Here is a 26,202-nt window from a genome sequence, read left to right as displayed (position 1 = left end):
CATGAGAGCGAGACGCGATGTCCAGATTTCCGATGACCACCCTTGCCACAGAACTTGTCTCCATGGTCACAACCGTCATCGGCGAGGTACGGCCACGGTTGATCAATGCCGCCTTGTCAGGCGATCGTCGTAACCGGGTCAACAAGCGCCACGCCGATAACTTCCTGTCGGATTTCGACATCCTCTTGCATGAGCGCTATCGAGAACTCTTCGCCAAGGTCCTCCCCTCATTCGTGTACGCATCAGAGGAAGCAGACCCTCAGGTCATAGGAAGCGACCCCGACCCGGACTTGTGCGTTCTCGTGGACCCGCTGGACACGAGCGAGATGGCAGTCCGAGCGCTGTACGGCTACACCCATGTCATGGTCTACTCACGCCACCTCGCCCGCCCCATCGCGGCAGTGGTCGGCGACTTCTTCCACCACCTCCGGCTCTACATGGCCATCCGTGACGACGACGGGCAGGACCACGCGAGCCTCATCACGGCGGACGACGAGCAACACCGCCTCCAGGTTGGGGAGGAGACAGCGCTCAACGAGGCCCTGGTGACGAACTTCCTCATGAAACCCGACCGCTTCCGCTACCTGGCTAAACAGGCCCAACTGATTGACGCGCTGCAAGCCCCCGCCCAGAACGGCGCGACGCTGGGACGGATAGGCGTGGACTTCGGGTCCATAAGCCTGTGTCATGTGGCTGCAGGATTCACTGACGCCACCCTTGAAGTCCTGAAAGGCTTCGCCGTCTGGGATCTTGCTCCAGGTCACTACATCCTCCAGGCCGCAGGAGGGTCTGTAATTGACCTTGCGGGAAACGCCCTGCCGCTGGATTACGGGTTCGGGACGCTGACCGACATTGGACACGCGATGGACCGGCGGCAGACGTTCGTGGCCGCGTCGAGTGACGCGCTCGCTCAGGCGATTGCAGCCAAGGTCCGCGAGAGCTAACCCTAGATCCTTAGTCATGTTCCTCCGGGGGAGACGCTCCTCCGGCGCTGCGGGGTTGCCCGCCGTTACGACCCATGGGCCGGCGTCCCACCCACCGGTGACCAGCCGTACACGTTGCGCCGATCCCCGCCGCACACGGTGCCCGCCGCACACGGTGCCCGCCGTACCGGCGCAGGCTCTACGGGCGCCCGGACCTTGTCGGTGTGCCGAGAGGGCGTGGGGGTGGCGGGACCATACGTGCCGTACCGGCGTAGTGCTGGCGGGCGTCGGGTCACTGGTGGCGTGTGCCGTGAGGGCGCAGGCGCGTCGGAGGCCGGGACGGTAGCCGTGCGTGACGTACTGGCGCAGTGTCGACTGGCGCTGGGTGTGTACGGGCGTGGCGGGCGCTTGGGTGGGTCGGGCGGGCCGTGCCGGGGTGGGTCAGTGGGTGGTGGTCAGGGTGATGGCGTGGCGCCAGTGGGTGTAGGTGGTGTCGTCTCGGGGGCCCGGGGTGAAGCGGTGGTCCAGGTGCCAGGTTTTGCGGAGTTCGTCCTGGGTTGACCAGACGCCTGATCCCAGGCCCGCGAGGAAGGCGGCGCCGAGGGCGGTGGTTTCCTGGATGACGGGGCGTTCGACGGGGACGCCGAGTTGGTCCGCCTGGAGTTGCATGAGCAGGTTGTTGGCGCTGGCGCCGCCGTCGGCCTTGAGGACCGAGATGGGCGGCGTCGCCTCGACCACGTCGCGCACCTCGAAGGCGATGGCCTCCAGGGTGGCCCGGACGAGGTGGGCGCGGGTGGTGCCGCGGGTGATGCCGGTGATGAGGCCGCGCGCCTGCGGGTCCCAGTGGGGCGCGCCGAGGCCCGTGAGGGCGGGGACGAAGACCACACCGCCGCTGTCGGGCACCGTACGGGCGATGGCCTCCGACTCGGGGGCGGTGCCGATGAGGCCGAGGCCGTCGCGCAGCCACTGGACGGCGGCGCCGGTGACGAAGATGGAGCCCTCCAGGGCGTAGGTGACCTCGCCCGAGGGCGTCTGCCAGGCGACGGTGGTCAGCAGCCCGGCGTCCGAGCGGACGATCTCGCCGCCGGTGTTGACGAGGATGAACGAGCCAGTGCCGTAGGTGCACTTGACGTCGCCCACGCCGAAGCACGTCTGCCCGAACAGGGCGGCCTGCTGGTCTCCCGCGACGCCGCTGATCGGCACCGACAGCCCGAGGAAGGCCGACGGGTCGGTGGTCCCGATGGGGCCGTAGTTGGGCACGATCTCCGGCAGCGCGTCCATGGGCACGCCGAACAGGTCGCACAACCACGGGTCCCAGGTGTGCGAGGCCAGGCCGTACAGCAGGGTGCGGGAGGCGTTGGACGGGTCGGTGACGTGGCGCGCGCCCGCGGTGAGCCGCGCGATCAGATAAGAATCCACCGTCCCGATGGCGATATTTCCGGACAAAACGTCGGACCATACCGACGGCGCGTTCTCCGCCAGCCACGTGAGCTTGGTCCCCGTGAAGTAGGGGTCGAGGCGGAGCCCGGTCAGCTCCGAGACCCGCTCCTCGAAGGGAAGCAGCCGCTCGCAGATGCCCGCCGTGCGGCGATCCTGCCAGACGATCGCCCGGTACGGCGCGGCCAGCGTGCGCCGGTCCCACAGCACGGCCGTCTCGCGCTGGTTGGTGATCCCCACGCAGGAGGGTGGCGAGGACGCGCCGCGCAGCGCCGTGCCGCATGCTGAGAGTGTGGCCTGCCAGATGTCCTCAGGGTTGTGCTCGACCTGGCCCGGACGGGGAAAGTGCTGGGCGAACTCCTGGTATCCCCTGGATTCGACCCGGCCGTCCTCGGTAACGATCAGGGCTGTGACCCCAGTTGTTCCTGCGTCGATCGCCAACACGCCCACGCATTCTCCCCTATGGTCTAGACCACTGCCCGCGAGGGCGGGCACAATGCGATTCTGGTCGTGAACCCCATCGGGAGGAACCCGCCATGCGTATAGGAGTGCTCACCGGAGGCGGCGACTGCCCCGGTCTCAACGCTGTCATCAGGGCTGTGGTGCGGAAGGGGGTGAGCGTCTACGGGCACGAGTTCGTCGGGTTCCGCGACGGGTGGCGCGGGCCGCTCGAGGGCGACACGATGCAGCTCGACATCCAGTCCGTGCGCGGCATCCTGCCACGCGGCGGCACCATCCTTGGCTCCTCGCGGACGAACCCGATCAAGATCGAGGGCGGTGTCGACCGCATCAAGGAGAACCTGGCCGCGACCGGCGTCGACGCGCTCATCGCGATCGGCGGCGAGGACACCCTGGGCGTCGCCACGCAGCTGTTCGACCGCGGCGTCAACGTCGTGGGCGTGCCCAAGACGATCGACAACGACCTGTCGGGCACCGACTACACCTTCGGCTTCGACACCGCGGTCAACATCGCGATGGAGGCCATCGACCGCCTGCACACCACCGCCGAGTCGCACCACCGGGCGCTGATCTGCGAGGTGATGGGCCGCCACGCGGGCTGGATCGCGCTGCACGCGGGCATGGCTGGCGGCGCGAACGTCATCCTCATCCCGGAGAAGCCGTTCGACATCGACCGTGTCTGCGAGTACGTCGAGTCGCGCTTCCGCACCCGCTACTCGCCGATCCTGGTGGTCGCCGAGGGTGCCCACCCGATCGAGGGCCAGATGGAGCTGCAGGCCGGCGAGCTGGACGCGTTCGGTCACGTGCGGCTGGGCGGCATCGGCGAGGTGCTGGCCAAGGAGATCGAGAAGCGCACTGGCAAGGAGGCCCGCACCACCGTGCTCGGCCACATCCAGCGGGGCGGCACCCCGACGGCCTACGACCGGGTGCTCGCCACGCGCTTCGGCCTGCAGGCCATCGACGCCGCCCACGAGGGCGACTACGGCAAGATGGTCGCGCTGCGCGGCACGGACATCGTCAGGGTCGGCCTGGACGAGGCCACCGCCGAGCTCAAGACCGTCCCCGTCGAGCGCTACGCCGAGGCGGAGGTCTTCTTCGGCTAGCTGTAAGCGGGTTGCAAGCGGCCGGCCGTACCTTCTGACGCAGCGGGGGCAACCCGCATCGGTGGTACGGCTCGCGCCGCGGCGAGTCGGCGGCCCACTACGTGGCGCGAGCCGTACCTGCACCTATAGCTCAACCGCGGGGCGTGCCGAAGAGATCGACTTCCGGCGCGCCCTCGTCGTGCGTGCCGTAGCGCGCCTCGGCGCGCAGTACCTTCTCCGAGGCCGAGCAGGGCGTCAGGAGCCCGTGCGAGAAGTGATCGATCGGCGCCATACTCCCTTGCCATCGGAGCTGAGGGAGTATGTGCGGCGGATGTTCGAAAGCGCAACTATCTTCTGCGGCGGGCCATTTGCGGCTGTCGTGGCGGTTGCTGTTGCTGTTGCTGTTGCGGCTGCGGTTGCGGCCTCGCGGCCGGCGCGGGGTAGGTGAGCTGCTGTTGCCCCGTGCGCCTGCGCAGCTCGAGGCGGGCGAGCAGCTCGGCGTCCTCGTGCAGCTCTTCCTCCGAGGGCGACAGGATGACCATCAGGAGCATGGTGAGCGTGATGAGGCTGATCACGGTCATCAGCGGGACCAGGAAGTCCAGGGCGTCGGCGCCCCCGACGGGCTGCGGCTCGGCGTCCAGGCTGACGCGCATCGCGAACATGCCCGTGTAGTGCATGCCGGAGACGGCCACGCCCATCAGCAGGGCCGCGCCGGTGATCCAGATGGGCTTCTTGACCCGCAGGGTGAACCAGAGCGCCACGGTCGCGGCGACCACGGCGATGACGACGGAGGCGGCCACGATCACGCGGTCGTAGGCGACGTGGGCGGACATGTTCATCGCGTACATGCCCAGGTAGTGCATGCTGGCGACGCCAAGGCCCGTGAGCAGGCCACCGCCGAGCAGGGCCAGGACGCGGCCCTTGCCGTAGGAGACGAGGAACAGGCCGGTGCCGACCACGACGATCGCCACCACCGCGGAGGCCACGGTGAGCGGCACGTCGTACTTGATCTGGGTGCCCTCCACCTCGAAACCCATCATGGCGATGAAGTGCATGACCCAGATCCCGGTGCCTCCGATGGAGATGGCCGCGCCGAGCAGCCAGCGCATCCGGGAGGCTCCCCGCGAGGCGTGGGCCTGAGCGGTGAGCCGTAAACCGAGCATCGAACCCATGCACGACATCACGTAGGCGAGGACCGGCGTGAGCAGGCCGTGGGTGAAATGATTCATATGTCCGGAAATCCTTGCATTTTGGGGGTCACCGGATTGTGGCAGGAGCGCTGACCAATTCGCATGGATATCTCCACTATCTGTCAACCAGCTTGTCCGAAATGCGAGAAAGATTCATGAGCATCGAGGGGCCGTTCTGGCGGGCCATCGCCGTGTTCCGTGTCGCGTCGCTGGTGTACGCGGGGGTCCTGATGGCCCAGCACTCCGGGTACGCCCAGCCGTACACGGGCTGGCTGGTCATCGGTGTCATGGCTTTGTGGACCGCGGCCGCCACGTTCGCCTACTCGATCCAGGCGCTGCGCCGGTGGCCGCTGCTGGCGCTCGACCTGGCGGTGACGCTGGGGTGCCTGCTGGCCTCGCCGTACGTCCAGGGCTCCTTGGGGAAGGAGGTCGGGACCATGCCGGTGCCCGCGATCTGGGTGGCGGGTCCCGTCCTGGCCTGGGCCGTGTACGGCGGGCGGCGCGCGGGAGCCGTCTGCGCGGGCGCCGTGGCCGCCGCGGACCTGTGGTTACGCGTGCGGTCCCACGACGCGCCCGTGCTGCTCAACGCCGCGGTGCTGCTGTTCATGGCCGGGGTCGTGGTCGGCCACGTCGCCCGGCTGGCCAAACGGGCCGAGGAACGCATGCAGCAGGCGACCGAACTCGAGGCCGCCCAGCGCGAGCGTGAACGCCTGGCCCGCGGCATCCATGACTCGGTCCTGCAGGTGCTGGCGCTGGTGCAGCGCCGCGGCCAGGAGATCGGCGGCGAGGCGGCCGAGCTCGGGCGGCTGGCCGGCGAGCAGGAGGTGGCGCTGCGCGAGCTCATCGCACTGCGGCCCCTCGCCTCGAGCACCACCTCGGGCGACCTGCGGCCGCTCCTGATGAGGTACGGCACGGCCACCGTGACCGTCTCGACCCCGGCCACGCCGATGGTCCTGGCCGCGGCCACGGACGTCGCCGCGGCCGTCGGCGCCGCGCTGGACAACGTCCGCCTCCACTGCGGCCCCGCGGCCCGCGCGTGGGTCTTCGCCGAGTCGGCCGACGGCACGATCACGGTCACCGTTCGCGACGAGGGCCCCGGCATCCCCGACGGCCGCCTGGACCAGGCCAGGACCGAGGGCCGCCTCGGCATCGCCCAGTCCATCGTCGGCCGCGTCGAATCCCTGGGCGGGCACGTCTCGATCACGTCCTCCCCGGACGGCACGGAGGTGGAGATCACCCTCCCGGCAACGTGATCCCCGGGCCGCTACCGGGTCGTCGACCTGGAACTCGAGCCCAGGATCACGGTCAGCTCGGTGGAGGCGCATATCGACGGCGGGTCACCGGTGGGGTGGGAAGCCGGTCCCGTGCGTCGTAGCGGCGGGCAACCCCGCGTCGCTGGAGGAGCGTCTCCCTGGACAGGGCTCGGCCGGAGTGCGGTGGGTGGCTTTGCCGTACGGGAGGAGGACGGATCGTATGTGCGTAGGGTTGGGGGCATGGTGCGGGTGATGGTGGTGGATGATCATCCGATGTGGCGGGACGCCGTGGCGCGGGATCTCGTCGAGGCGGGCTACGAGGTGGTGGCCACCGTGGGGGAGGGGCGGCAGGCGATCCAGGTGGCGCGGGCCGTGCGGCCCGATGTGGTGGTGCTCGATCTGCAGCTGCCCGACATGTCCGGGGCGGAGGTCGCCAGGGGGCTCGGGGAGGGGCCACGGGTCCTGGTGTTGTCGGCCAGCGCCGAGCACGACGACGTGCTGGAGGCCGTGAAAGCGGGCGCGTCGGGATATCTGGTGAAGTCGGCGAGCCGGGAGGAGTTCCTGGAAGCCGTCCAGCGGACCGCCGACGGCGACGCGGTGTTCACGCCCGGCCTGGCGGGCCTGGTGCTGGGGGAGTACCGCAGGCTGGCGGCCAGGGCCCAGCCCGAGGACGGGCCGCGGCTGACCGAGCGTGAGACCGAGGTGCTGCGCCTGGTCGCCAAGGGTCTGTCCTACCGCCAGATCGCCGACCGGCTGGTCCTGTCGCACCGGACCGTGCAGAACCACGTGCAGAACACTCTGGGCAAACTCCAGCTCCACAACCGCGTCGAGCTCGTCAGATACGCGATCGAGCAGGGGCTGGACGAGGACTAAACTCGGTAGGTCGAAAGCCGATGACTACCGGAGGTTCCACCATGACGATGTCCGCCCTGGGCGAGCCATGCGTTCTGCTCAAGCTGGGCGAGATCGTCCTGAAAGGCAAGAACCGCGAGCTGTTCGAACGGCGCCTGATCGGCAACATCCGTGGGGCGCTCAAGCAGTTCGACTTCACCGTCGACGTGCGCAAGCGGCACGGCGTGATCGCGATCTTCCTCCCCCAGGGCAGCACCGCCGACCGGGCCGACGCGGTGGCGCAGCGCGTCGCCGACGTGCCAGGGCTGGTGTGGATCCACAGCGCGTGGCAGGTTCCCAAGGATCCCGACACCGTGCTCAAGGCGGGGCTGGAGCTCTTCCGCGACCGCCATCCCGCCACGTTCGCCGTCAGGTCCCGCCGCCGCGACAAGCGCTTCCCGCTGCGCTCCAACGAGCTCGACCGCCTGGTGGGCGGCGCCATCAACGACGAGTACCACCTGCCCGTCGACCTGAAGAACCCGGGCCTCACCCTGCACATCGAGGTCGACCGCGACGAGGTGTTCATGTTCACCGACGGGCTGCCCGGCCAGGGCGGGCTCCCGGTCGGCAGCAGCGGGCGGGCCCTGGTGCTCATGTCGGGCGGCATCGACTCCCCGGTGGCCGCCTACCGGATGATGCGCCGCGGGCTGCACGTGGACTTCCTGCACTTCTCCGGCATCCCGTTCACCACCTCGGAATCCATCTACAAGGCCTACGCGCTGGTCCGCAAGCTCGACCGGTTCCAGGGGCAGTCGCGGCTGTGGGTGGTGCCGTTCGGCAAGGCGCAGCAGTCGATCCGCACCTCGGGGCAGGACCGGCTGGCCGTGATCGCGCAGCGGCGGCTCATGCTCAAGACCGCCGAGGAGGTCGCCCACCGCATCAAGGCGCACGCCCTGATCACCGGCGACGCGCTCGGCCAGGTGTCGTCGCAGACCCTGGCCAACATCACCGCCCAGGACCACGCCGTCGACATGCCGATCCTGCGGCCGCTGGTCGGCTGGGACAAGACGGAGATCATGGCCGAGGCCCGCCGCATCGGCACGCTGGAGATCTCCGAGCTGCCCGACGAGGACTGCTGCACGCTGCTGGCCCCCAAGCGCGCCGAGACCCGCGCCAAGATCGAGGACCTCAAGCAGATCGAGAAGCGGCTCGACGCCGAGGAACTGGCCGTCCAACTGGCCGACTCCATCCAGGAGTACACGCTCTAACCTGGCGCTAACCAGGGGGGTCACTAGCCTGTCGACCGTGGACCTCTTGGGGCTCCCGGCGTTGATCGGGGTGATCACGCTTGCGGTGCTGGTGACCGTACTCAGCGTGGTGGTGTGGAAGCGGCTGCGGGGGCCGGCCGTCGCGCAGGTGCTGCAGCGGCTGCTGCTGATCGTGCTGTGCCAGGTCACGGCGCTGGCAGCGGTCGGCATCAGCGTCAACAGGCAGTACGAGTTCTACGCCACGCTCGGCGAGTTCCTCGACGAGAACAGCGCCGAGGCCGCGCCGCCGCCGCAGCAGCACGTGGGCGATCCGCCGCCCTCGGCGGCCACCGGCAACGTCAAGTTCGTCCCCTACGGCAACGACGGCGTGCGGGTGGCCACGGTCTCGGGGCCCGCCAGCGGGATCAAGGCGCAGGTGTACGTGTGGGTGCCGCCGCAGTACAAGGCCGACCCCACCAGGCGCTTCCCGGTCGTGGAGCTGCTGCCGGGCTTCCCCGGGCCCGCGCACAACTGGTTCACGATGATGCACATCACCAAGCTGATGGCCCAGCAGGTCCGCCCGGCGATCCTCGTGTCGGTCACCACGCAGGTCCGCAGCGGGATGGACGCCGACTGCACCGACCTGCCCGGCGGGCCGCGCGTGCAGACCTGGGTGGCCACCGACGTGCGGCGCATGGTCGAGTCGTCCTTCCGCACCACGCACGACCGCCGCGGCTGGGCCACCATGGGCTACTCGGAGGGCGGCTACTGCGCGGTCAAGGTCGCGGTGCAGCACCCGAAGGACTTCTCCGCCGCGGTCAGCCTGTCGGGCTACCTCACGCCCACGGCGCCCGCGGTCACCCGCTCGCCCAGCCTGCTGGCGGCCAACGACATGCTCAAGGTCCTCGACCACCGCCATCCCCGGGTCGCCCTGCTGGCCATGGCCACCCGCCAGGACGCCGCCACAGCCATGGACGTCTCACGCCTGCGCGCGGTCGCCAAGTCCCCGACACAGGTCTTCTCCAGCATCCTCGCCGCCGGCGGCCACAACTACGGCGTCTGGAACGCCATGCTCCCCCAGGCGGTCTCCTGGCTCACCGCGCATCTGCGCGCATAGTCCTGTTGTACGGCGGCCCCATTCTGTTGTGTCGAATGGCGGGCCTCGTTCTGTTGTACGGCAGGCCCCCGCAACCGGCCGCCCGTCGCACTTCGGCTGAGGGCCCGCGACCGGCGCTTCCGGCGAGTCGGTGACGGTCGCCCACCGCCACGGCGCTTCGTGATGCGGGCACCACGGTCCCTCTGGCCCGCCGTACCGGGCGCCGGACAACCGCCGCACACCTCCCTCGCCGACCCCGGCGCGGAGAGCCCAGGGTTACCCGTTGCGCGCGAGCCCGCCGTGGGTGGGGGGCCGCACAGGTGGGTTTCGGGCGTCGTAGCGGTGGCCCGCCACGCGTCGCCGGAGGAGCGTCTCCCTGGACGGAGCCCAGCCGAAGTGCGGTGACTGGCGGAAGGACGGCTCGCCGTACAAGAGAAGGGATCAAGAAGACTCGACGCGGAAGGGATCGTGCTCGGTGAGGAGTTTGTCGAGGCGGGCCTGATCGACGCGGTTGGTGACCTCGGACAGTTCCTGGCGGTCGCGGACGACCTTGGCGAGGGTGAAGGTCGAGGTGACCACGTAGAGGACGCCCAGCGCGAGGAAGGCGCGGACCCAGGTGTCGGCCGGCAGGTAGGCCAGGGCGATCGTGACGGCCCCGACCGAGACGGCGAACGACAGGATCGCCTGGACGTAGTACGCGGTCGTGTGGGTGGGGCGAAGGGGCTTACTCATGCCGCTAATCGTCGCGCCGGGCGAAATATCGGCGCATGGGGTGGAGTACTTAAGTTACTCGTGAGTACGGCGGGCGAGGGGCGCGGCATCGCCCGCCGGACGAAATCGATAACCCACGTCAGACGGACACCGCGGAGGCAGCCGTCTTGCCCAGCAGCGGCGGCAGGTCGCGCAGGACCTGCGCCAGCGCCCCGAGGTCCTCGCGCACCAGCGCCTGCGGCCCGTCACACAGGGCGAGCTCGGGCTGCGGATGCACGTCGATGATCACGCCGTCGGCGCCCACCGCGATCGCCGCGCGGGTCAGCGGGAGCACCAGGTCGCGACGCCCGCCTGAGTGCGACGGGTCGATGATCACCGGCAGGTGCGACAGGCGCTGCGCGGTCGGCACCGCCGAGACGTCCAGCGTGTTGCGGGTGGCCGTCTCGAAGGTCCTGATGCCGCGCTCGCACAGCACGATGTCCAGGTTGCCGCGCTGGGCGATGTACTCGGCCGCCATGAGCCATTCCTCGATCGTGGCGTTCATGCCGCGCTTGAGCATCACCGGCTTGCCCGCCGCGCCGACGGCCTGCAGCAGCGCGAAGTTCTGCGCGTTGCGCGTGCCGACCTGGAGCATGTCGGCGTAGGAGGCGACGAGGTCGACGTCGTGGGCGTCCACGACCTCGGTGACGATGGGCAACCCGGTCTCCGCGCGCACGTCGGCCAGGATGCGCAGGCCCGCCTCGCCCAGCCCCTGGAAAGCGTACGGCGAGGTGCGGGGCTTGTAGGCGCCGCCGCGCAGCAGGGTCGCGCCGGCCTCCTGGGCCATCCTGGCGGCGTCGAGCGTCTGCTCGGGCGTCTCCACCGCGCACGGCCCGGCGATCAGCGTCACCGTGTCCGGGCCGATCGGCACGCCGCCGACGCGCACCACCGAGCGGTCCGGGTGGTTCTCCCTGCTGACCAGCTTGTAGGGGGTCGAGACGCGCATGACGTCCCTGACGCCCTGCATGCCGCGCAGGCCGGTCGCGTCGAGCTGGGTGACGTCGCCCACCAGCCCGACGATCGTGCGCTGGACGCCTCTGCTGACGAACGCCTCGACGCCGGCCGCCTGGACTACCGACACGATGGAATCGACGTCGTCCTGCGTGGCCTCCCGGCCCATCACGATCACCATGTTGACCTCTCTCTGTCGGGAAAAGACAGAAGGCCCCGGGTCCTGTCGGACCCGGGGCCTTCTGTTCGCCTGTGTGCTAGCGCAGCCTCACATGGCGAGCGGAACCGGGTCCGTCGCCATACCAAAACAGGAATGCGCTGTGCATAGTGCGCAATAGTAGCGCACCGAACCCGCCCGCGAGCCGAGCGGGCACCGATGGCAGGATGGCACCGGACCACGAGACCGGCGAGGGGAGTGATCGTGGAGGAGTCGCGCCTGCCTCCGGGGCAGTACGTCCCGCGCGGCCGACCCGTGATCCACTACGGCAGGGTTCCTGCGTTCAGACCGGAAACCTGGGACTTCCGCGTGTTCGGCGCCACCGCCTCCGGTGAGCAGTATCGCTTCACCTGGCCCGACTTCGAGCGGCTGCCCCGCACCAACGTCATCGCCGACTTCCACTGCGTGACGAAGTTCTCACTCATGGGCAACGAGTGGGGCGGCGTGCGGCCGGCGGCCATCCTGGAGGCCGCGCCGCCGGATCCCGGCGTGAGCCACGTGATGATCTGGGCCGAATACGGCTACAGCGCCAACCTGCGCATGTCAGACCTCACCGCGCCGGGCACGCTGTTCGCCACCGACCTGGACGACAAGCCCATCAGCGCCGACAGGGGATTCCCGCTGCGCATCGTCGTGCCGCACCTGTACGCGTGGAAGAGCGTCAAATGGGTGCGCGCCATCGAGTACCTCGTCGAGGACCGGCGCGGCTTCTGGGAGGAACGCGGCTACCACAACATCGCCGATCCCTGGCTCGAGCAGCGCTACTCCTATCAGGAGGAGCCGGGCGAAGGCCCTCCATAGCGTTTCCACCCGAACACGGGGTGTTATTGGCTACGGTTGCCCGCATGCCGACCACCGCGTGCGTGGTACTCGTCCTGGCGGCCTTCCTCCTCGGGTTCGCCGTCGGCAGGCGGCGGCGCCCCGCGCTCCCCGAAGGAGGCCTGAAGGACGACGCTACCTTCACCACGCTGCACACCGCCGCGCTGGCGGCCCCCTCCCTGCGGGCAGGGCTGACCCGTGACTCCGCCAGGAAGGCCGTGCGCCACCTGCGCCGGCTGCTCGGCACCGACGCCCTCGCGATCACCTCCACCGACGCGGCGCTGGCCTGGGACGGGCCGTGCACCGACGAGGTGCTCACCTACGCGCGCACCACCCTGGCCTCGGGCCGGGCGCAGGTGTTCGCCGGCGAGCCCCAGGGCGCGGTGGTGGCGCCGCTGACCGTCGACGGGCAGGTGATCGGCACGCTGGCCGCCTACGACGACGAACTGAGCGCCGCGCTGGTGCGCACGGTCACCGAGGTCGCCGGGTGGGTGTCCGGCCAGCTGGAGCTGGCCGACCTGGACTCCTCGCGGCAGCGGGCCATGAAGGCGGAGATGCGCGCGCTGCGGGCGCAGATCTCGCCGCACTTCGTCTACAACGCGCTCACCACGATCGCCTCGTTCGTCCGCACCGACCCGGAGCGGGCCCGCGAGCTGCTGCTGGACTTCGCCGACTTCGCCCGCTACGCGCTGCGCCGCGCCCACGACTTCACCACGCTGGCCGACGAGCTGTCCTGCGTCGACCGCTACCTGCTGCTCGAGCGGGCCCGCTTCGGCGACAAGCTGCGCTTCACCGTGCAGGTGGCGCCCGAGGTGCTCGCCGTGCCCGTGCCGTTCCTGTGCCTGCAGCCGCTGGTGGAGAACGCCATCAAGCACGGCATGGGCGGCCGGGCCGGGCGTGGCGAGGTGCGGGTGGTGGCCAAGGACGCCGGGCCCGAGGCCCACATCACGGTCGAGGACGACGGCACCGGCATGGACCTCGAGCACGCCAGGCGCGTGCTCGACGACGACCCCAGGCAGAGTGGCAACGGCATCGGGCTTGCCAACGTGGACGTGCGGATGCGCCAGATCTACGGCGAGGGATACGGCCTGGTCGTGGAGAGCGCGCCGGGCGCGGGGACCAGGGTCCGGCTGCGCGTGCCCAAGACGAATCTTAGCTCTTTGTAGTCAATTCTTTACACTAAGTTGGCGTGTCGCTTGTGAGCAGGGCGTTCTTGCGGCAGCGTTGACGTCATGCTTCGTGTTCTGGCGGTCGACGATGAGGTGCCGGCGCTCGAGGAGCTCGCCTACCTGCTGCGCCAGGACCCCAGGGTGGAGCACGTCATCACCGCCGGCGACGCGGTCTCCGCGCTGCAGGACCTGGTCCACATGCTCGGCGCGGGCGACCGGCTCGACGGGGTGTTCCTGGACGTCAGGATGCCCGGGCTCGACGGGCTCGACCTGGCCCGGCTGATCGGCGGCTTCCCCAGCCCGCCCAAGCTGGTGTTCGTCACCGCGCACGACGACTGCGCCGTGCAGGCCTTCGAGCTGGAGGCGGTCGACTACCTGCTCAAACCCGTCAGGGCCGACCGGCTGGCCGAGTCGGTGCGCAGGCTGGAGGCCGCCGCCGCGCCCGCCGCCGAGCAGGGGCCCGACGACGTCATCCCGGTGGAGCTGGGCGGACGCACCCGGTTCGTGCCGCAGCAGGCCGTCTGGTTCGCCGTGGCCAAGGGCGACTACGTCCGCCTGCACACCGTCGACGGCAGCTACCTGGTCCGCATGTCGCTGGCCGCGCTCGAACGGCGCTGGGCGCCCGCCGGGTTCATCAGGGTGCACCGCAGCACCCTGGTCTCCGCCCGGCACGTCAGCGAGCTGCGCTTCGAGGGCGGCAGAGTGCTGCTGACCGTCGGCACCGAGACGCTGCCCGTCAGCCGCCGCCACACCCGCCAGGTGCGCGAGCAGCTGGTCCGCCAGCACCGCGGGATGATCTCTTGACATCCTCCCCCGCCTGAAGGCGGAGGATTCCAACGGCAACTACCCCACGAGGAGGAGGTCGCGTTGAGGTTCGCGGTTCACAGGCCCGGCAGTCCGGTCGCCTCCCCGCGCATCCACCGCATGCCCTGCGGCGGCCAATCGGATGTTGCGTGCCGCGTTCACATCGGCGTTGCAGGCGTATCCGCAAGACCGGCAACGGAAGTCGGCTTGACTCTCGCGCGACTTCGCATCGACGATCCCGCACGCCGAGCACCGCTGACTCGTGTACGCGGAGTTGACCTTGATAACTCGGCCAGGTGCCTTCTGCTCCAGCCGTTCAACCAGTTGGCCCCACCCGGCAGCGAGAATGCCCCGATTGAGGCCGGCTTTGGCGCGGACCTTGCTGCCAGGCGCGTCGAGGGTGCCGGACGCCGACCGGGTCATGTTAGCGATCTTCAGGTTTTCGACGGCGATCACGGCGAAGCAGCGGGTCAGAGTGGTCGAGGTCTTCTCCACCCAGTCCTTGCGCCGATCCGACTCCCGTGCCTTCAGCTTCGCGATCGCACTCTTGACCTTGGCACGCCGGTTGGAGCCGCGCTTGGCGCGGGCCAGCTTCCGCAAAAGCCGCAGCAGGCGCGACTTCTCTGCCGTGCGCAGTGTGGGCACGTTGAGCATCTCACCCGTGGACAGCGCGGCGGCTATGGCGATGCCACGGTCAACGCCCACAACCTCAGCCGATCCCGGTGCAGGAACCGGCTCCGGGATGGCAGCGAACGCGACATGCCAGCGGCCTGCCCTATCCCGGTTGACCCGGTAGGACTTCACACCCTCGGGTACGGCACGCGACCAGCGGAACCGCACCCAGCCCACCTTCGGCACCTTGACCTCGCCGACGTTGCGCGAGACGCGGCGGACGTGGTCGGCCTTGACCGCGACGATCCGGAACCCTTGCCCCTGTCCACGCCTACGCCACGTCGGCCTGCGATGAGTCTTGGCGAAGTAGTGCGCCATGGCTTGGGCGAAGTCCTTGAGCGCCTGCTGCTGCACGATGATCGACCCAGCGCGTAGCCACTCGAACTCTGCTCGCGCCTCCGTCAACTGGCGGCACTGCTCGGCGAACCCCGGCGCGCTCTTACGGCCCGGCTTCCACTGCGCGTGCTGCTCCACTGCCAGATTCCAGACGAATCGGGCGTGCCCGCAATGCTCCAGCAGAACCGCCTCTTGGGCAGGCGTCGGCTGTAGCCTGTAGCGGGACATGCCGGTCAACCTACCGACCGGCACCGACAAAACCGGGGGACCAACGTGACCGACCGTTCCGGCTTTCCTCCGCCCTGAAGGACGGGGCCTCCAGCCTGTAGGTATCTGGTGATGGGCAGGCAGCTACGGCGGGCGCTGCTGACCGTGGGCGCCGTGGCGGCCGTGATCGCGCTGACGCTGGTGCCGCCGCTGCCCGTGGGGGCGGTGGTGGTGCAGCCGGTGTGGGTGCTGCTTGCCGTACTGCAGCTCAGGGGTGCGGAGCGGCTATCGGCTCGGAGGTCACCTCGGCCGCCGTGTGCCTGGGCATGGCCGGGCGGATCGCCACGCACGGCGGGTCGATGCTGTCGTACCCGGTGGGAGCGGCCGCCGTCGCCGCGTGCACCGGGGCCGCCGGGTCGGTGGGGCTGGTGCTGCTGGGGTTCGGCCTGTCCGCGGCAACGTTCTGCCCGCTGCTGGTACTCGGGATATGGTGGCGGCGGCTCACCGGGGCCGGAGTGGCGGCCGGGTTCGCCGTCGGGGCCGTGCTCACGCTCGCGGGCGTGAACCTGGACTACGGCACACCCGTCGCGGTCGCCTGCTCGTTCGCCGTGATGGTGGTGATTTCGCTGGTCACGCCGGGGTTGGTGCCACGCGAGGCGGGGCGGATGCTGGCCCGGATGCACCGTCCGGACGACCGCTCGTCGCAGCTATACGACCGCTCGTCCCGCGTATACGCTCCGTACATCGCTGACTACTGACCGTTCAGCGCGCTGTTCGTGAAGAGGGTTTCACGTTCAAGATCGCCTCCGTAGTGTTTCCCCATCGGTGAGCCACACCGTCGCATTGGGGGGGACGAGCCATCCGGCTCAACACAGGCCTGATGCGTCGGCTTCCGCTGGTGACCCGGGCAGGTCACCACGGCAATCGGGCCCTCGACCGGGGGGTGGGGCCCGCCTGCCGAGTACGTGAAGGGGCGCCCGCTGTGGCCGCGGACCGGACCGCGATCCGGCCTTACGGGGGCGGCCGGATCGCGAGAGCGAGCGCCCCGACACGTCCACCCCGGGCTTCACGCCTTCTGCCTGTACGGCCCCTTCGCGTGCTTCTGCCTGCACGCCCCTTTCCGTGCTTCTGCCTGTACGGCCCCTTTCCGTGCTTCTGCCTGTACGGCCGCTTCCCGTGCTTCTGCCTGTACGGCAAGCCGCCGCCACCGGCCGCCCGCCGCACTTCGGCCAAGGACCCGCTTCCGGCGAGTCGGCGCTCCTTACCCGCCGCAACGCCCCTACGTCACCCGGGCACCGCGGCTCTTGCCCCACCACTCCACAGCCCCTCCAGGCGCGGGGTCGGCGGGCTGGTGTCGTGGGCGCTCGCGGTCGCGTTTCGGGGCGCCGGGTCGGTGAGGTGGTGTGCGGTGGTGGTCGGCGCCTTGTGCGGCGGGGGAGGGGAGCCCTGGTGCCTGGGTAGCGGAAGGGCGCGGCGTCGATCCTAGGCTCCGACACGTACTTCTCCTCTTGCCGCAGGTTGGGGCCGCAGGACGGGGGCCAGCAGCGCGAGCAGCGCGGCCACCCCGGTGATCATGGCGAAGGCGGCCGGGTAGGACAGTCCGCCCGCCACCCACCCGGTCACCGCGGGGGCGATGAGCCCGGACAGGTAGGTGATCGTGGCCACGCCCGCCACCCCCTCGCCCGGGCTGGGCCCGGCGTTGCCCGCGGCGGCGAACACCAGCGGCACGATCACCGCGACGCCCAGCCCCAGCAGCGCGAACCCGAGGACGCACAGCCAGGGCACCCGGCCGGCGACCACCAGCACGCCGCCGGCGGCGGCCAGGATCCCGCCCGTGCGGACGGCCACGACGGGCCCGGTCAGCCGCAGTATCCGGTCGCCGGCCAGCCGGGCGCAGGCCATGCTGAGCATGAAGGTCGTGAACGCGGCGGCCGCGACCCCCGGGCCGGCGTGGGTCACCTTGGTGACGTAGACGGCGGCCCAGTTCGCGCTGGCGCCCTCGGCGAACGTGCCGCAGAACCCGATCACGCCGATGGCCGCGATCGCCCGCGACGGCAGCACGAACCGTCGCGGCGCCGGCTGGTCGGCCCGCGTCCCCGAGTCGGGCAGCAGGCCCCGGCCCAGCCACGCGCCCAGCGCGAGCAGGCCGAGCGAGGTGGCGCCGAGGTGGAGGCGGGCGTCGATGCCCGCCTGCGCGGCCAGGGCGCCCAGGCCGCCCGCCGCCAGGCTGCCCACGCACCACATGCCGTGCAGCCCGGAGATGATCGGGCGGCCCAGGCGGCGTTCGAGGACCACGGCGTGGGCGTTTATCACCACGTCGCACATCCCGGCCAGCACGCCGAACGTCAGGAAGATCGGGAACAGGAAGGCGGGAGCGGGCGCGAGCGCGGGCACGGCGAGCACCGCGCACCACAGCGCCAGCAGCAGCCGCGTGGCCGCGCGTCCGCCGAGGCGGTAGGCCAGGCGGCTGGCCAGCGGCATGCCGACGAACGCCCCGATGGACGGGCACAGCAGGACGAGGCCGAGCGTGGCGGGACCCAGGTGCAGGTGCTCCTGGATCCAGGGGAGGCGGGTGGCCAGGCTGCCGGCGACCGCGCCGTGCACGGCGAAAACGGCGGCGATGGCCCGGTGATGACTCATGCCGCAGAAATTATCAGGCAGGCTTCCTGATGAAAAGAGCTATTAGGGAGGCTTCCTGATTATTATGGTCGGCGTGAAGACCGCGACCCCGGCCATGGCCCGCGCCATCAACGATCGGCTCGCCCTCGACCTGCTGCTCGAGCGCGGGCCGCTGACCGCGCCCCAGCTGCGCGAGCTGACGGGCCTGTCCAGGCCCACCGTGTCCGACCTGATCGAGCGGCTCAAGCAGGGCGGGCTCATCGAGGTGACGGGGGAGTCGGGCGAGGACCGCCGGGGCCCGAACGCCCGCCTCTACGGGATCGTGGCCGGCCGCGCCCACGTGGCAGGGGTGGACGTGCGCCGCAGCGCCATCCACGTCACCGTCGCCGACATCACCGGCGCGCCCGTGGGCTCCATCTCGCTGCCCCACGACGGGGAGCCGGCCGCCCGCATCGCCGAGGCCGTGACGCTGGCCGCGGGGGGCCGCGCGCTGGAGACGGTCGCGATGGGCGCCCCCGGCCTGGTGGACCCGCGCACGGGCGAGCTGGTGTCGGAGAACTTCGTCCCCGGCTGGCGTCCGGGCCTGCTGGAAGAGGTACGGCGGCGCCTGGGCGTGACCGCCGTGCTGGAGAACGAGGTGAACCTGGCGGCCGTCGCCGAGCTCCGCATCGGGGCCGCCAAGGGCCGCGAGGACTTCGTGCTGCTCTGGCTGGACGACGGGATCGGCGCGGCGGTCGTGCTCGGCGGCCGGCTGCGCCGTGGCACCTCCGGCGGCGCTGGAGAGGTGGGCCTGCTGCGGATGGGCGGCCTGACGTTCTGCGAACTGGTGGACGCCCACGCCGCCGAGGGGGTCGAGCCGGCCGAGCTGGCGGGCCGGATCGCGCAGGGCGCGTTCGCGCTGGTCACGATCCTGGACCCGGGCCTGGTCGTGCTCGGTGGCGTCACCGGCCGCGCCGGCGGGCAGGAGCTGGCCGCCCTGGTGGCCGAACAGGTCGCCGAGCTGTCACCGGCGCCCACCGAGGTGCGGGCCACAACGGTGAGCGGCAACGCCATCCTGCAGGGAGCCGTGCTGACCGCCCTCGACCTGGCCCGCGACCGGGTCTTCTGCTAGGCCGAGGCGAGCCACTCCAGCGCGGCGCCGGCCTGGTTGAGAACGGAGATGTGCCCGTCGTCGGGGCTCAGCCGCAGCTCCGCCGTGGGGCAGCGACCGGCCAGCCACCGGCCGTGGGAGCTGGGTACGACCCTGTCCTGCTCGCCGTGCAGGAGGAGCACGGGCACCTGGATCCGCGCGGGATCGAATCCCCAGGGAGTGACGTAGGCCAGATCGTCGTCGATCAGCCCGCCGGGACCACCCTCCAGGGCGGGGCCGACGACCTCGCCGAACCACGACCACTCCCCGGAGAGCGCGGCATGATCGCGCGGGGTGAACATCTCGGGGTCGTACTCCGCCGTGGCCTCGTGGGCCTGCTTGGCCTCCCGCCCGGCGGCCGCGGCGCGCAGGGACGCCACTCCGGAGTCCGCCATGCCCGAGAACCAGTCGAGCCCGCCGGCGTCGAAGGGCGCCAGTCCTGCCACGCTCACCGCCGCGAGCACCCGCTCGGGCAGCAGCGTGGCGCACGCCAGCGCGTGCGTGCCGCCGCCGGAGTGCCCCATCACGGCGAACCGCTCGATGCCCAGCGCGTCGGCCACGCTCGCCACGTCGGCGGCCACCGACGCCACGTCGCGCCCCGGGGCGGGGGTCGAGCCGCCGTAGCTCGGGCGGTCGTGTGACACCCAGCGGATCCCGGGCACGCCGAGGAGCGGCTTGGGCGGGGCGCCGATGTTCGGCGTGCCGTGGTGCCAGTAGACGGTCAGGCCGGAACCGCCGGTGTCGTAGACGCGCAGGCGGCGCCCATCACTCAGCTCGAGATCCACAGCCCTGGATGCTACAGATCGTGGACGACAACCCCGCCGACCACGGTGGTGACGACCGTGACGTCGCGGATCCGCTCCGCCGGTACGGCCAGCAGGTCGTCCGACAGCACCGCGAAGTCGGCCAGCTTGCCGCGGCTCAGCGTGCCCTTGAGCCGCTCCTCATGCACGGCGTGGGCCGAACCCGCGGTGTAGGCGCGCAGCGCCTGCGAGACCGTGAGCGCTTCGCCGGGGTTGAACGAGGAACCGCCGGCGGTGCGCTGGTTGACCAGGTCGTGGATGCCGAGCAGCGGCGCCCCCTCGACCACCGGGCAGTCGGAGCTGCCGGGCAGCACGATGCCCGCCTCCAGGAACGAGCGCTGCCGGTAGCAGCCGCGCGAGCGCTCGGGGCCGAGCGCGGCCAGCATGCCGTCGCCCAGCTCGCTGACGAACCGCCCCTGCGGCACCGGGATCACGCCGAGTTCGGCGATCCTGGCCACCTGCGCGTCCGAGGTGACCGCGCAGTGCTCGATCCTGTGCCGCGCGTCGGGCCGGGGATGGCGGGCCTGCGCCTCGGCGTAGGCGTCGAGGACGACGTCGACCGCGAGGTCGCCGATCGCGTGCGTGGCCACCTGCCAGCCTGCCGCGTGCGCGCGCAGGATGAACTCCCGCAGCGCCGACGCCTCCTCCTGCAGGAAGCCGCGGTTGCCGGGCTCGCCGGCGTAGTCGCAGCACATCGCGGCTGTCCGCCCGATGAGTGAGCCGTCGGAGAACACCTTGACCGGCCCGATCCGCAGCCTGGTGGAGCCGAGCCCGGTCCCGATCCCCAGGTCGAGCCCGAACCCGGGCCCGACCTCGTGCAGGTTGGGCGAGCCCGGCATGAGCGTGGCCCGCTGGAGCAGCAGGCCCCGCCGTACCGCCTCCTGGAAGCCGGCCACGTCGAGCGGCCCGTTGCCTGCCAGGCCCACCCCGACGCCGGGCTCGGTGAAGCTGGTCAGGCCCTCGGCGGCGGCCACCTTGCTGGCCAGCGCGATGCCCTCGACGAAGTCCTCCTGGGTCACTGGGCGCAGCAGCCGGTGCGCCAGCTCCTGCGCCTGCTCGGCCAGCAGCCCGTCCGGGACCCCGTCGGCGTCACGGCCGACGGATCCGCCGGGCACGTCGGGCACGTCCAGGTCAGGGAACCCCATCAGCGCGAAGGCCGCGGAGTTGGCGACCCCCATGTGCCCCGAGGTGTGCTGCAGCCAGACGGGACGCGCGCCGGAAACCCGGTCGAGCGCCTGCCTGGTGGGGTGCGCCCCGCCGAGCTTGTTCTGGTCGTAGCCCGCGCCGCGGATCCACGCCCCCTCGGGCGCCGAGGCCACCGCGTCGTACAGCTCGGACAGGCTCAGCCCGCGCAGGTCCAGCTCGCGCAGCCGCTGCCCGCGCATGCTGAGGTGCTGGTGCGCGTCGTTGAACCCGGGTACGGCATGCCGCCCCCGCAGGTCGACCACCACGTCCGCGGTCAGCCCGTCGAGCTCCTCGTCCAGCCCGGCGATCCGCTCCCCGAACACCCCGAGCCGGGTCGCGACCGGCCGCTCGGGATCGAGCGTGGTGAAACGACCATTGACGAACAGCGCGTCGAGACGCATCAAACCTCCACAGGGACTCGCCGCGCCGACATCCGGCGCAGCGCGGTCACACACGCCATGGTGAGCAGAATGATCACGATGTACTGGACGACGACCGCCCAGATCGTGCCGGTGGCGCCGAGCAGCGCGGTCGCGATCAGCGGGGTGGTGGCCGGCGCCGGCGAGCCGGTCCCGACCAGCAGGAACGTGATCGGCGTGCACACGATCAGCACGCAGAACGCGATCAGTATGTACCGCGCCGCGCCGATCCGCTGTCCGAGCACCGCCCCGATCGGCTGGGTCACGAACTGGGTGATCGACACGACCAGCAGCACGTTGAGCATCGTGCTCTTGGCGATACCCAGGTCGTTGGTGGCCCACGACAGGATGAAGGTGTTGGTGAAGTACGCCGAGGCGATGCCGACGCCGCTGGCGCCGATGCCGAGCAGCACCAGCGGCCACGATGAGCGGAGCACCTCGGCCAGCGGCAGCCGCGCCACCTCCTGCCGCTCCCGCATCCGCACGAACTCCGGCGACTCCTCCACCCGCAGCCGGATGACCAGCCCGATCACCAGCAGCACCGCCGAGGCCAGGAACGGGATCCGCCAGCCGTACGACAGGAACGCCTCGTCGGGCAGCAGGCTGACCAGCGCGAACATGCCGGTCGCCAGGATCGACCCGGCCGGCGAGCCCTGCTGGGCGAAGGCGGCGTACAGGACGCGCTTGGGACCTGCGTGCTCGGCGGCGATCAGGACCGCGCCGCCCCACTCGCCGCCGACCGCGATGCCCTGGACCAGGCGCAGCAGCGCCAGCAGGACGGGGGCGGAGCATGCCGACGGAGGCCATCACCCCGGCGGTCGGGTTGGCCTCGGGGAAGAACAGCTTGCCGAACACCAGCGCGGAGGCCGTGCCGTAGATGTAGAAGTCGTACCACTCGATGGAGGTTCCGACGAAGGACGCGATTCCGGCGCCACGGGGGTTGCTCATGAGGGGGGTTCCTAGGCGAAGTGGTGGAGTTGGGCCAGCGGCACCTCGGTCGCCGGGGCCATCGCCGCCTCGGTGCCGTCCACGAGGACGGGACCGGGCTCGCGCGGCACCTGCACCCGCGGTGTCGCAGTATTTCGGGGCATGTCATGACGGGTGAGTCCGCGAGCATCCTTGATCGCGGCGTAACGGAGGCCACCGGGGAGCGCGTCCCTGGCGTCCGCCGAGTCGAGCGCGTCGCGGGCCACGAAGATCCGCGACAGCAGGGCGGGGGCGTCACCCAGCCCGCCGAAGTAGGAGCGGTACGCGCGCGGCTGGGTGAGCCGGGTGGATCCCGAGCCGCTGCCCGAGACGCCGTGTGCGACGAAGCCGGACTTGACGACCAGCTCCGGCTTGGTGCCGAACCAGGCCGGGTCCCACAGCACGATGTCGGCCAACCGGCCGGGGAGCAGGGAGCCGACCTCGTGCGCGATGCCGTGCGCGATGGCGGGGTTGATCGTGAGCTTGGCCAGGTAGCGCAGGATGCGCTCGTTGCCCTGGTCGCCGGCCAGGCCGTGCAGGTGGGCCAGCTGCCAGGTCCTGCGCACGGTCTCGGCGATGCGGCCCATGCCCATCGAGTCGGAGTTCACGATGCTGATCGCGCCCAGGTCGTGCAGGGCGTTCTCGGCGGCGATGCCGTGCGCCCTGACCCGGCTCCTGGTCACCTCGACGTCGCTGCTGATGTGGTGGTTCTGCCGGTGCACGGTCATCGTCATCGGGAACAGCTCGCCCACCGTGTTGGCGGTGTAGGGGATCGTGGGCGTGGTCGAGGAGGGCAGGATGTGCGGCTCGGCCAGGATCTCCAGCAGGTTGGGATGCCCGCCGCCGCCCTCGACGTGGTAGGCGTGCACGGTCCGCCCGCGGGTGGCGGCCACGGTGTCGGCCAGGTAACCGGACTCGTTCATCGAGTCGGAGTGCAGCGCCACCGGCAGGTCGGCCTCCTCGGCCACGCCCAGGCAGGTGTCGATGATGCGCGGGGTCGCGCCGAAGTCCTCGTGGATCTTGAAGCCGCCGGCGCCGGCCACCACGGCCTCCTCCAGCAACTGGCGCGAGCTGGACGAGCCGCGGGCCAGGAACGCCACGTTCAGCGGCGTGCCGCGCCAGGCGCTCATCAGCGTGTGCAGGTTGTGCGCGGGGTTCACACCCACGTCCCACACGCCGCCCAGGCCCATCCCGACCACCGTCGTCACGCCGGAGGCCAGCGCCGCCGGGGCGATCTCGGGCGAGGACAGGTGCACGTGCGAGTCCACGATCCCGGGCGTGGCGATCAGGCCCTCGCCGGGGACGATCGCCGTGTGCGAGTCGATGATCGCGCCCTCGACGGGCACGACCCGGCCGTCCTTGACCCCGATGTGCGTCTTGCGCACGCCCAGCACCGGGTCCATCAGCACGACACCGGCCACCACCAGGTCGAGCGCCGACTCCCTGTCGCCGCGCGGGCGGGCGAGCAGGCCGTCGCGCAGCGTCTTGCCGCAGCCGCCGAGCAGCTCATCGCCGTGGGTGACGTCGTCCTTGTCGACCCGGGCCCACAGACAGGTGTCGCCGAGTCTGATCCGGTCGCCGGTGGTGGGGCCGTAGATCGCGTTGTACTCCTCGCGCCTCACCGAGACCTCCGGAGGAAGCCCGGTCCTTTAGGGCCGGGAGGATTACGGACCCAGTCAGGGGTGGCCAGGCGAAGCCGGGACAGCCATGGGCGCGAAGCGAACATCAGAATCTGTCGGTCCTCTGCGCTAGAGTCGGCACGTCTCGCGATAACCAAGCGAGGCGTGTTGTACGGCCGCCGGACGGGCGGTTGCTGCGCGGGAAGGGCTTGGGTTGCCGGGCCGGCGCACCGCGAACCGACAGACCACCCGCAGGTGGTGCTGGAATCCTCGGACTTCCAGGCCGGGGAGGACGTCAAGACGGGATCACCTCCACCTCGACGGTCTCGCCGGGGTGGAACGCGGTGGCCGTACCGGCGGGGATGTCCAGGCGCAGGCCCTGGACGTCGCGGTCGAAGACGAGCGCGGCGTTGACCTCGCTCAGCGGGAAGTGCGAGGAGACGAACACGGTGCGGTCGCCGTTGTTGGTGACCGAGACGCGGGCCCTGCGGCGGCCCACGTTGATCGCGACGTCATCGGGCGCCGTCTCGACCGCGCCGGGTCCGCCGGGCGCAGGAGGCCCGATCGGCTGGTCGACCGCGACCAGCGCGGTGCCGCTGGGGAAGAGCGCCTCCACCTGGACGTGCGCCACCAGCGCCGGCACCCCGTCCATCACCTGGTCCGCGGTCAGTACGGCGTGCGCCGCGCGGATCACCTCTTCCAGCGACTCGCCGTCCCAGGCGTGCTCCAGGATCTCGTCGCAGATCAGCGCCGTGGCCTCGGGCGCGTTGAGCCGCCTGCCGCGGGCCAGGCGCCGCCTGGCGAGCTCGGCCAGGGTGAAGATGGTGAGCCGCTCCTGCTCTCGAGGGGTCAGATGCACGTGTCCTCCTTGGTTCGTTCACGGTATGCCCAGGTCAGCGGCCTGATCCCACAGGAGTAGGTCCGCGATGGCCTCCGCGCGAGGACGAGCGCCGCACCTGGTTCGCCCGGCCGCTCGACAACGACGGCCGCAACCCCGACGTGGTGCGCGACGCCGGGCGCGTGCTCGGCCTCGACCCCTCGGGCGCCTTCGTAGCCGCGGTGGCCGACCCCTCAGCGGTCGCGGCGCTGCGCTGGCACCGCCACGAGTCGCCGTCCGGTGACGTCCTAGCCGTCCAACTGCCCACGTGTGCCGTCACGGTCGAGGACGCGCTCGCCGGAGTGCCGTGCGGGGTCTCGCCGCGGGTGACGAGCCTCGCTCGCCTCCCGCACGCCGTACGACTGGGCGCGGCGACCGCCCGCGCGCTGCCAGCCGGGGGCGGGCCCAGCGGCTGGAGGACTTCGTAGCTGGAGGTGTTCGCCGCGGACAGTCCCGAGCTGGCACACCGGGTGCTGGGTCCGCTAGAGAAGGTGGGGGCTGTGGAGCGGGAACGTCTGCTGGAGACCATCCGCGTGCACCTGGCGGGCAGCGGCGCGATCGCCGACACGGCGGTAGCGCTCTACCGGGTTCGTCCGTAGTGCTCTGGCCTTCAGGTTGGGGGGTGAAGCGGACCCTCCCGCGTAGCGGGCAAGAATAGCTGATTCGCCGTCAGACGAACCGGCGTCCACCCCGATCAGACCGGCCGTTTCTGCTGCTCGATGTACTGCTTGAGCACGGTCAAAGGGGCTTCGCCAACTGACCCGGCGAAGTAGGAGCCGGACCAGAAATGATCACCCCACAGGTACTTACGGACGTGGGCGCTGAACTCTTTGCGCAGCATCCGAGCCGAGACCCCCTTCAACGAGTTGACCAGCTTGGACAAGGCGACCTTGGGCGGATAGTGGACCAGCAGGTGGACATGGTCGTCCTCACCGTTGAACTCGCGAAGCTCGACCTCGAAGTCGGCACAGACCTCCCGCATGATCTGTTCGCATCGGACCAGCATCGGGTCGGTGAAGGCACCACGCCGGAACTTCGTGACGAACACCAAATGCGCGTGAAGGTTGTAGACGACGTGCCGTCCCGTGCGCACATTGGGGTTCGGTTTCCATCTCGGTGACATAAACCAAACGATACGATCA

At 70.7% G+C, this 26,202-nt stretch carries 25 protein-coding genes; 12 read left to right on the top strand and 13 right to left on the bottom strand.

Annotated features, from left to right (window positions below):
* The first annotated feature begins 17 nt into the window (after positions 1–17).
* A complete protein-coding gene (locus KIK09_RS49625; protein ID WP_214326575.1) occupies positions 18–944 on the top strand; it encodes an inositol monophosphatase family protein in 927 nt (308 codons plus the stop codon).
* Between the two features lie 420 nt (positions 945–1,364).
* Here KIK09_RS49625 and KIK09_RS49620 read toward each other — a convergent pair whose 3' ends face one another.
* On the bottom strand, positions 1,365–2,810 hold the full coding sequence (locus tag KIK09_RS49620) for an FGGY family carbohydrate kinase (RefSeq protein ID WP_214326574.1): 1,446 nt from the start codon (positions 2,808–2,810) through the stop codon (positions 1,365–1,367).
* Between the two features lie 86 nt (positions 2,811–2,896).
* On the opposite strand from KIK09_RS49620, the gene KIK09_RS49615 reads away from it, so the two are divergent.
* Positions 2,897–3,922, top strand: a complete 1,026-nt coding sequence (locus tag KIK09_RS49615) for a 6-phosphofructokinase (protein WP_214326573.1) — start codon at positions 2,897–2,899, stop codon at positions 3,920–3,922.
* 130 nt (positions 3,923–4,052) lie between these two features.
* On the opposite strand, the gene KIK09_RS49610 is transcribed toward KIK09_RS49615, so the two are convergent.
* Both KIK09_RS49610 and KIK09_RS49605 read right to left on the bottom strand, forming a co-directional pair.
* Entirely contained in the window at positions 4,053–4,193 is a 141-nt protein-coding gene (locus KIK09_RS49610; protein ID WP_214326572.1) for a hypothetical protein, read from the bottom strand.
* 55 nt (positions 4,194–4,248) lie between these two features.
* A complete protein-coding gene (locus KIK09_RS49605; protein WP_214326571.1) occupies positions 4,249–5,130 on the bottom strand; it encodes an MHYT domain-containing protein in 882 nt (293 codons plus the stop codon).
* Between the two features lie 116 nt (positions 5,131–5,246).
* On the opposite strand from KIK09_RS49605, the gene macS reads away from it, so the two are divergent.
* From macS to KIK09_RS49585, 4 genes are all read left to right on the top strand, one after another.
* Positions 5,247–6,344 (top strand): MacS family sensor histidine kinase, encoded by a 1,098-nt coding sequence (macS, locus tag KIK09_RS49600; protein WP_214326570.1) that lies wholly within the window; start codon positions 5,247–5,249, stop codon positions 6,342–6,344.
* 240 nt (positions 6,345–6,584) lie between these two features.
* The gene (locus KIK09_RS49595; RefSeq protein WP_250575064.1) at positions 6,585–7,217 is read left to right on the top strand and encodes a response regulator; all 633 of its coding nucleotides are present in this window, start codon (positions 6,585–6,587) and stop codon (positions 7,215–7,217) included.
* A gap of 41 nt (positions 7,218–7,258) precedes the next feature.
* Positions 7,259–8,443, top strand: coding sequence for a tRNA uracil 4-sulfurtransferase ThiI (thiI, locus tag KIK09_RS49590; RefSeq protein ID WP_214326569.1), 1,185 nt, complete (start codon positions 7,259–7,261; stop codon positions 8,441–8,443).
* A 37-nt stretch (positions 8,444–8,480) separates the two neighbouring features.
* The gene (locus KIK09_RS49585; RefSeq protein WP_214326568.1) at positions 8,481–9,539 is read left to right on the top strand and encodes an alpha/beta hydrolase; all 1,059 of its coding nucleotides are present in this window, start codon (positions 8,481–8,483) and stop codon (positions 9,537–9,539) included.
* 420 nt (positions 9,540–9,959) lie between these two features.
* On the opposite strand, the gene KIK09_RS49580 is transcribed toward KIK09_RS49585, so the two are convergent.
* Positions 9,960–10,250, bottom strand: coding sequence for a YiaA/YiaB family inner membrane protein (locus KIK09_RS49580; RefSeq protein WP_214326567.1), 291 nt, complete (start codon positions 10,248–10,250; stop codon positions 9,960–9,962).
* Positions 10,251–10,368: 118 nt separating this feature from the next.
* Positions 10,369–11,400: a 3-deoxy-7-phosphoheptulonate synthase gene (aroF, locus tag KIK09_RS49575; RefSeq protein WP_214326566.1), complete on the bottom strand. Its 1,032-nt coding sequence runs from the start codon at positions 11,398–11,400 to the stop codon at positions 10,369–10,371.
* A gap of 240 nt (positions 11,401–11,640) precedes the next feature.
* On the opposite strand from aroF, the gene KIK09_RS49570 reads away from it, so the two are divergent.
* From KIK09_RS49570 to KIK09_RS49560, 3 genes are all read left to right on the top strand, one after another.
* Positions 11,641–12,237 carry a molybdopterin-dependent oxidoreductase gene (locus tag KIK09_RS49570; protein ID WP_308164767.1) on the top strand — a complete coding sequence of 199 codons (597 nt, stop codon included), beginning with the start codon at positions 11,641–11,643 and terminating at the stop codon, positions 12,235–12,237.
* Between the two features lie 44 nt (positions 12,238–12,281).
* The gene (locus tag KIK09_RS49565) at positions 12,282–13,421 is read left to right on the top strand and encodes a sensor histidine kinase (protein ID WP_214326564.1); all 1,140 of its coding nucleotides are present in this window, start codon (positions 12,282–12,284) and stop codon (positions 13,419–13,421) included.
* A 66-nt stretch (positions 13,422–13,487) separates the two neighbouring features.
* A complete protein-coding gene (locus tag KIK09_RS49560; protein ID WP_214326563.1) occupies positions 13,488–14,228 on the top strand; it encodes a LytR/AlgR family response regulator transcription factor in 741 nt (246 codons plus the stop codon).
* Positions 14,229–14,267: 39 nt separating this feature from the next.
* On the opposite strand, the gene KIK09_RS49555 is transcribed toward KIK09_RS49560, so the two are convergent.
* Complete coding sequence (locus KIK09_RS49555) at positions 14,268–15,464, bottom strand: RNA-guided endonuclease InsQ/TnpB family protein (protein WP_214326562.1); 1,197 nt, start codon at positions 15,462–15,464, stop codon at positions 14,268–14,270.
* Positions 15,465–15,769: 305 nt separating this feature from the next.
* Here KIK09_RS49555 and KIK09_RS49550 point away from each other — a divergent pair, with 305 nt between their 5' ends.
* Positions 15,770–16,201: a hypothetical protein gene (locus tag KIK09_RS49550; RefSeq protein ID WP_214326561.1), complete on the top strand. Its 432-nt coding sequence runs from the start codon at positions 15,770–15,772 to the stop codon at positions 16,199–16,201.
* A 724-nt stretch (positions 16,202–16,925) separates the two neighbouring features.
* Here the strand turns inward: KIK09_RS49550 and KIK09_RS49545 are convergent.
* Positions 16,926–18,083, bottom strand: a complete 1,158-nt coding sequence (locus KIK09_RS49545; RefSeq protein ID WP_214326560.1) for an MFS transporter — start codon at positions 18,081–18,083, stop codon at positions 16,926–16,928.
* Positions 18,084–18,156: 73 nt separating this feature from the next.
* On the opposite strand from KIK09_RS49545, the gene KIK09_RS49540 reads away from it, so the two are divergent.
* The gene (locus KIK09_RS49540) at positions 18,157–19,173 is read left to right on the top strand and encodes an ROK family transcriptional regulator (RefSeq protein WP_214326559.1); all 1,017 of its coding nucleotides are present in this window, start codon (positions 18,157–18,159) and stop codon (positions 19,171–19,173) included.
* Here the strand turns inward: KIK09_RS49540 and KIK09_RS49535 are convergent.
* The 5 genes from KIK09_RS49535 to ureA form a co-directional block, all read right to left on the bottom strand.
* A complete protein-coding gene (locus tag KIK09_RS49535) occupies positions 19,170–19,976 on the bottom strand; it encodes an alpha/beta fold hydrolase (protein ID WP_214326558.1) in 807 nt (268 codons plus the stop codon). The two genes, KIK09_RS49540 and KIK09_RS49535, sit on opposite strands and share 4 nt — an antisense overlap.
* Before the next feature lie 11 nt (positions 19,977–19,987).
* Positions 19,988–21,580 (bottom strand): amidohydrolase, encoded by a 1,593-nt coding sequence (locus tag KIK09_RS49530; RefSeq protein WP_214326557.1) that lies wholly within the window; start codon positions 21,578–21,580, stop codon positions 19,988–19,990.
* Positions 21,580–22,344 carry an MFS transporter gene (locus KIK09_RS49525; protein WP_308164778.1) on the bottom strand — a complete coding sequence of 255 codons (765 nt, stop codon included), beginning with the start codon at positions 22,342–22,344 and terminating at the stop codon, positions 21,580–21,582. Before KIK09_RS49525 ends, KIK09_RS49530 begins: the two co-directional genes overlap by 1 nt.
* A 213-nt stretch (positions 22,345–22,557) precedes the next feature.
* Positions 22,558–24,186: an urease subunit alpha gene (locus tag KIK09_RS49520; protein WP_214326556.1), complete on the bottom strand. Its 1,629-nt coding sequence runs from the start codon at positions 24,184–24,186 to the stop codon at positions 22,558–22,560.
* 292 nt (positions 24,187–24,478) lie between these two features.
* Positions 24,479–25,042, bottom strand: a complete 564-nt coding sequence (gene ureA, locus KIK09_RS60395) for an urease subunit gamma (protein WP_214326555.1) — start codon at positions 25,040–25,042, stop codon at positions 24,479–24,481.
* A gap of 143 nt (positions 25,043–25,185) precedes the next feature.
* Here ureA and KIK09_RS49510 point away from each other — a divergent pair, with 143 nt between their 5' ends.
* Positions 25,186–25,488 (top strand): hypothetical protein, encoded by a 303-nt coding sequence (locus KIK09_RS49510; protein ID WP_214326554.1) that lies wholly within the window; start codon positions 25,186–25,188, stop codon positions 25,486–25,488.
* Between the two features lie 266 nt (positions 25,489–25,754).
* On the opposite strand, the gene tnpA is transcribed toward KIK09_RS49510, so the two are convergent.
* On the bottom strand, positions 25,755–26,183 hold the full coding sequence (tnpA, locus tag KIK09_RS49505; RefSeq protein ID WP_214326553.1) for an IS200/IS605 family transposase: 429 nt from the start codon (positions 26,181–26,183) through the stop codon (positions 25,755–25,757).
* Between the last annotated feature and the right edge of the window lie 19 nt (positions 26,184–26,202).

This window comes from Nonomuraea sediminis (genome assembly GCF_018531495.1).
GTDB classification, from domain to species: Bacteria; Actinomycetota; Actinomycetes; order Streptosporangiales; family Streptosporangiaceae; genus Nonomuraea; species Nonomuraea sediminis.
The sequence above is the reverse complement of the archived record's forward strand: the minus strand, read 5'-3'. Positions and strand labels throughout refer to the sequence as shown.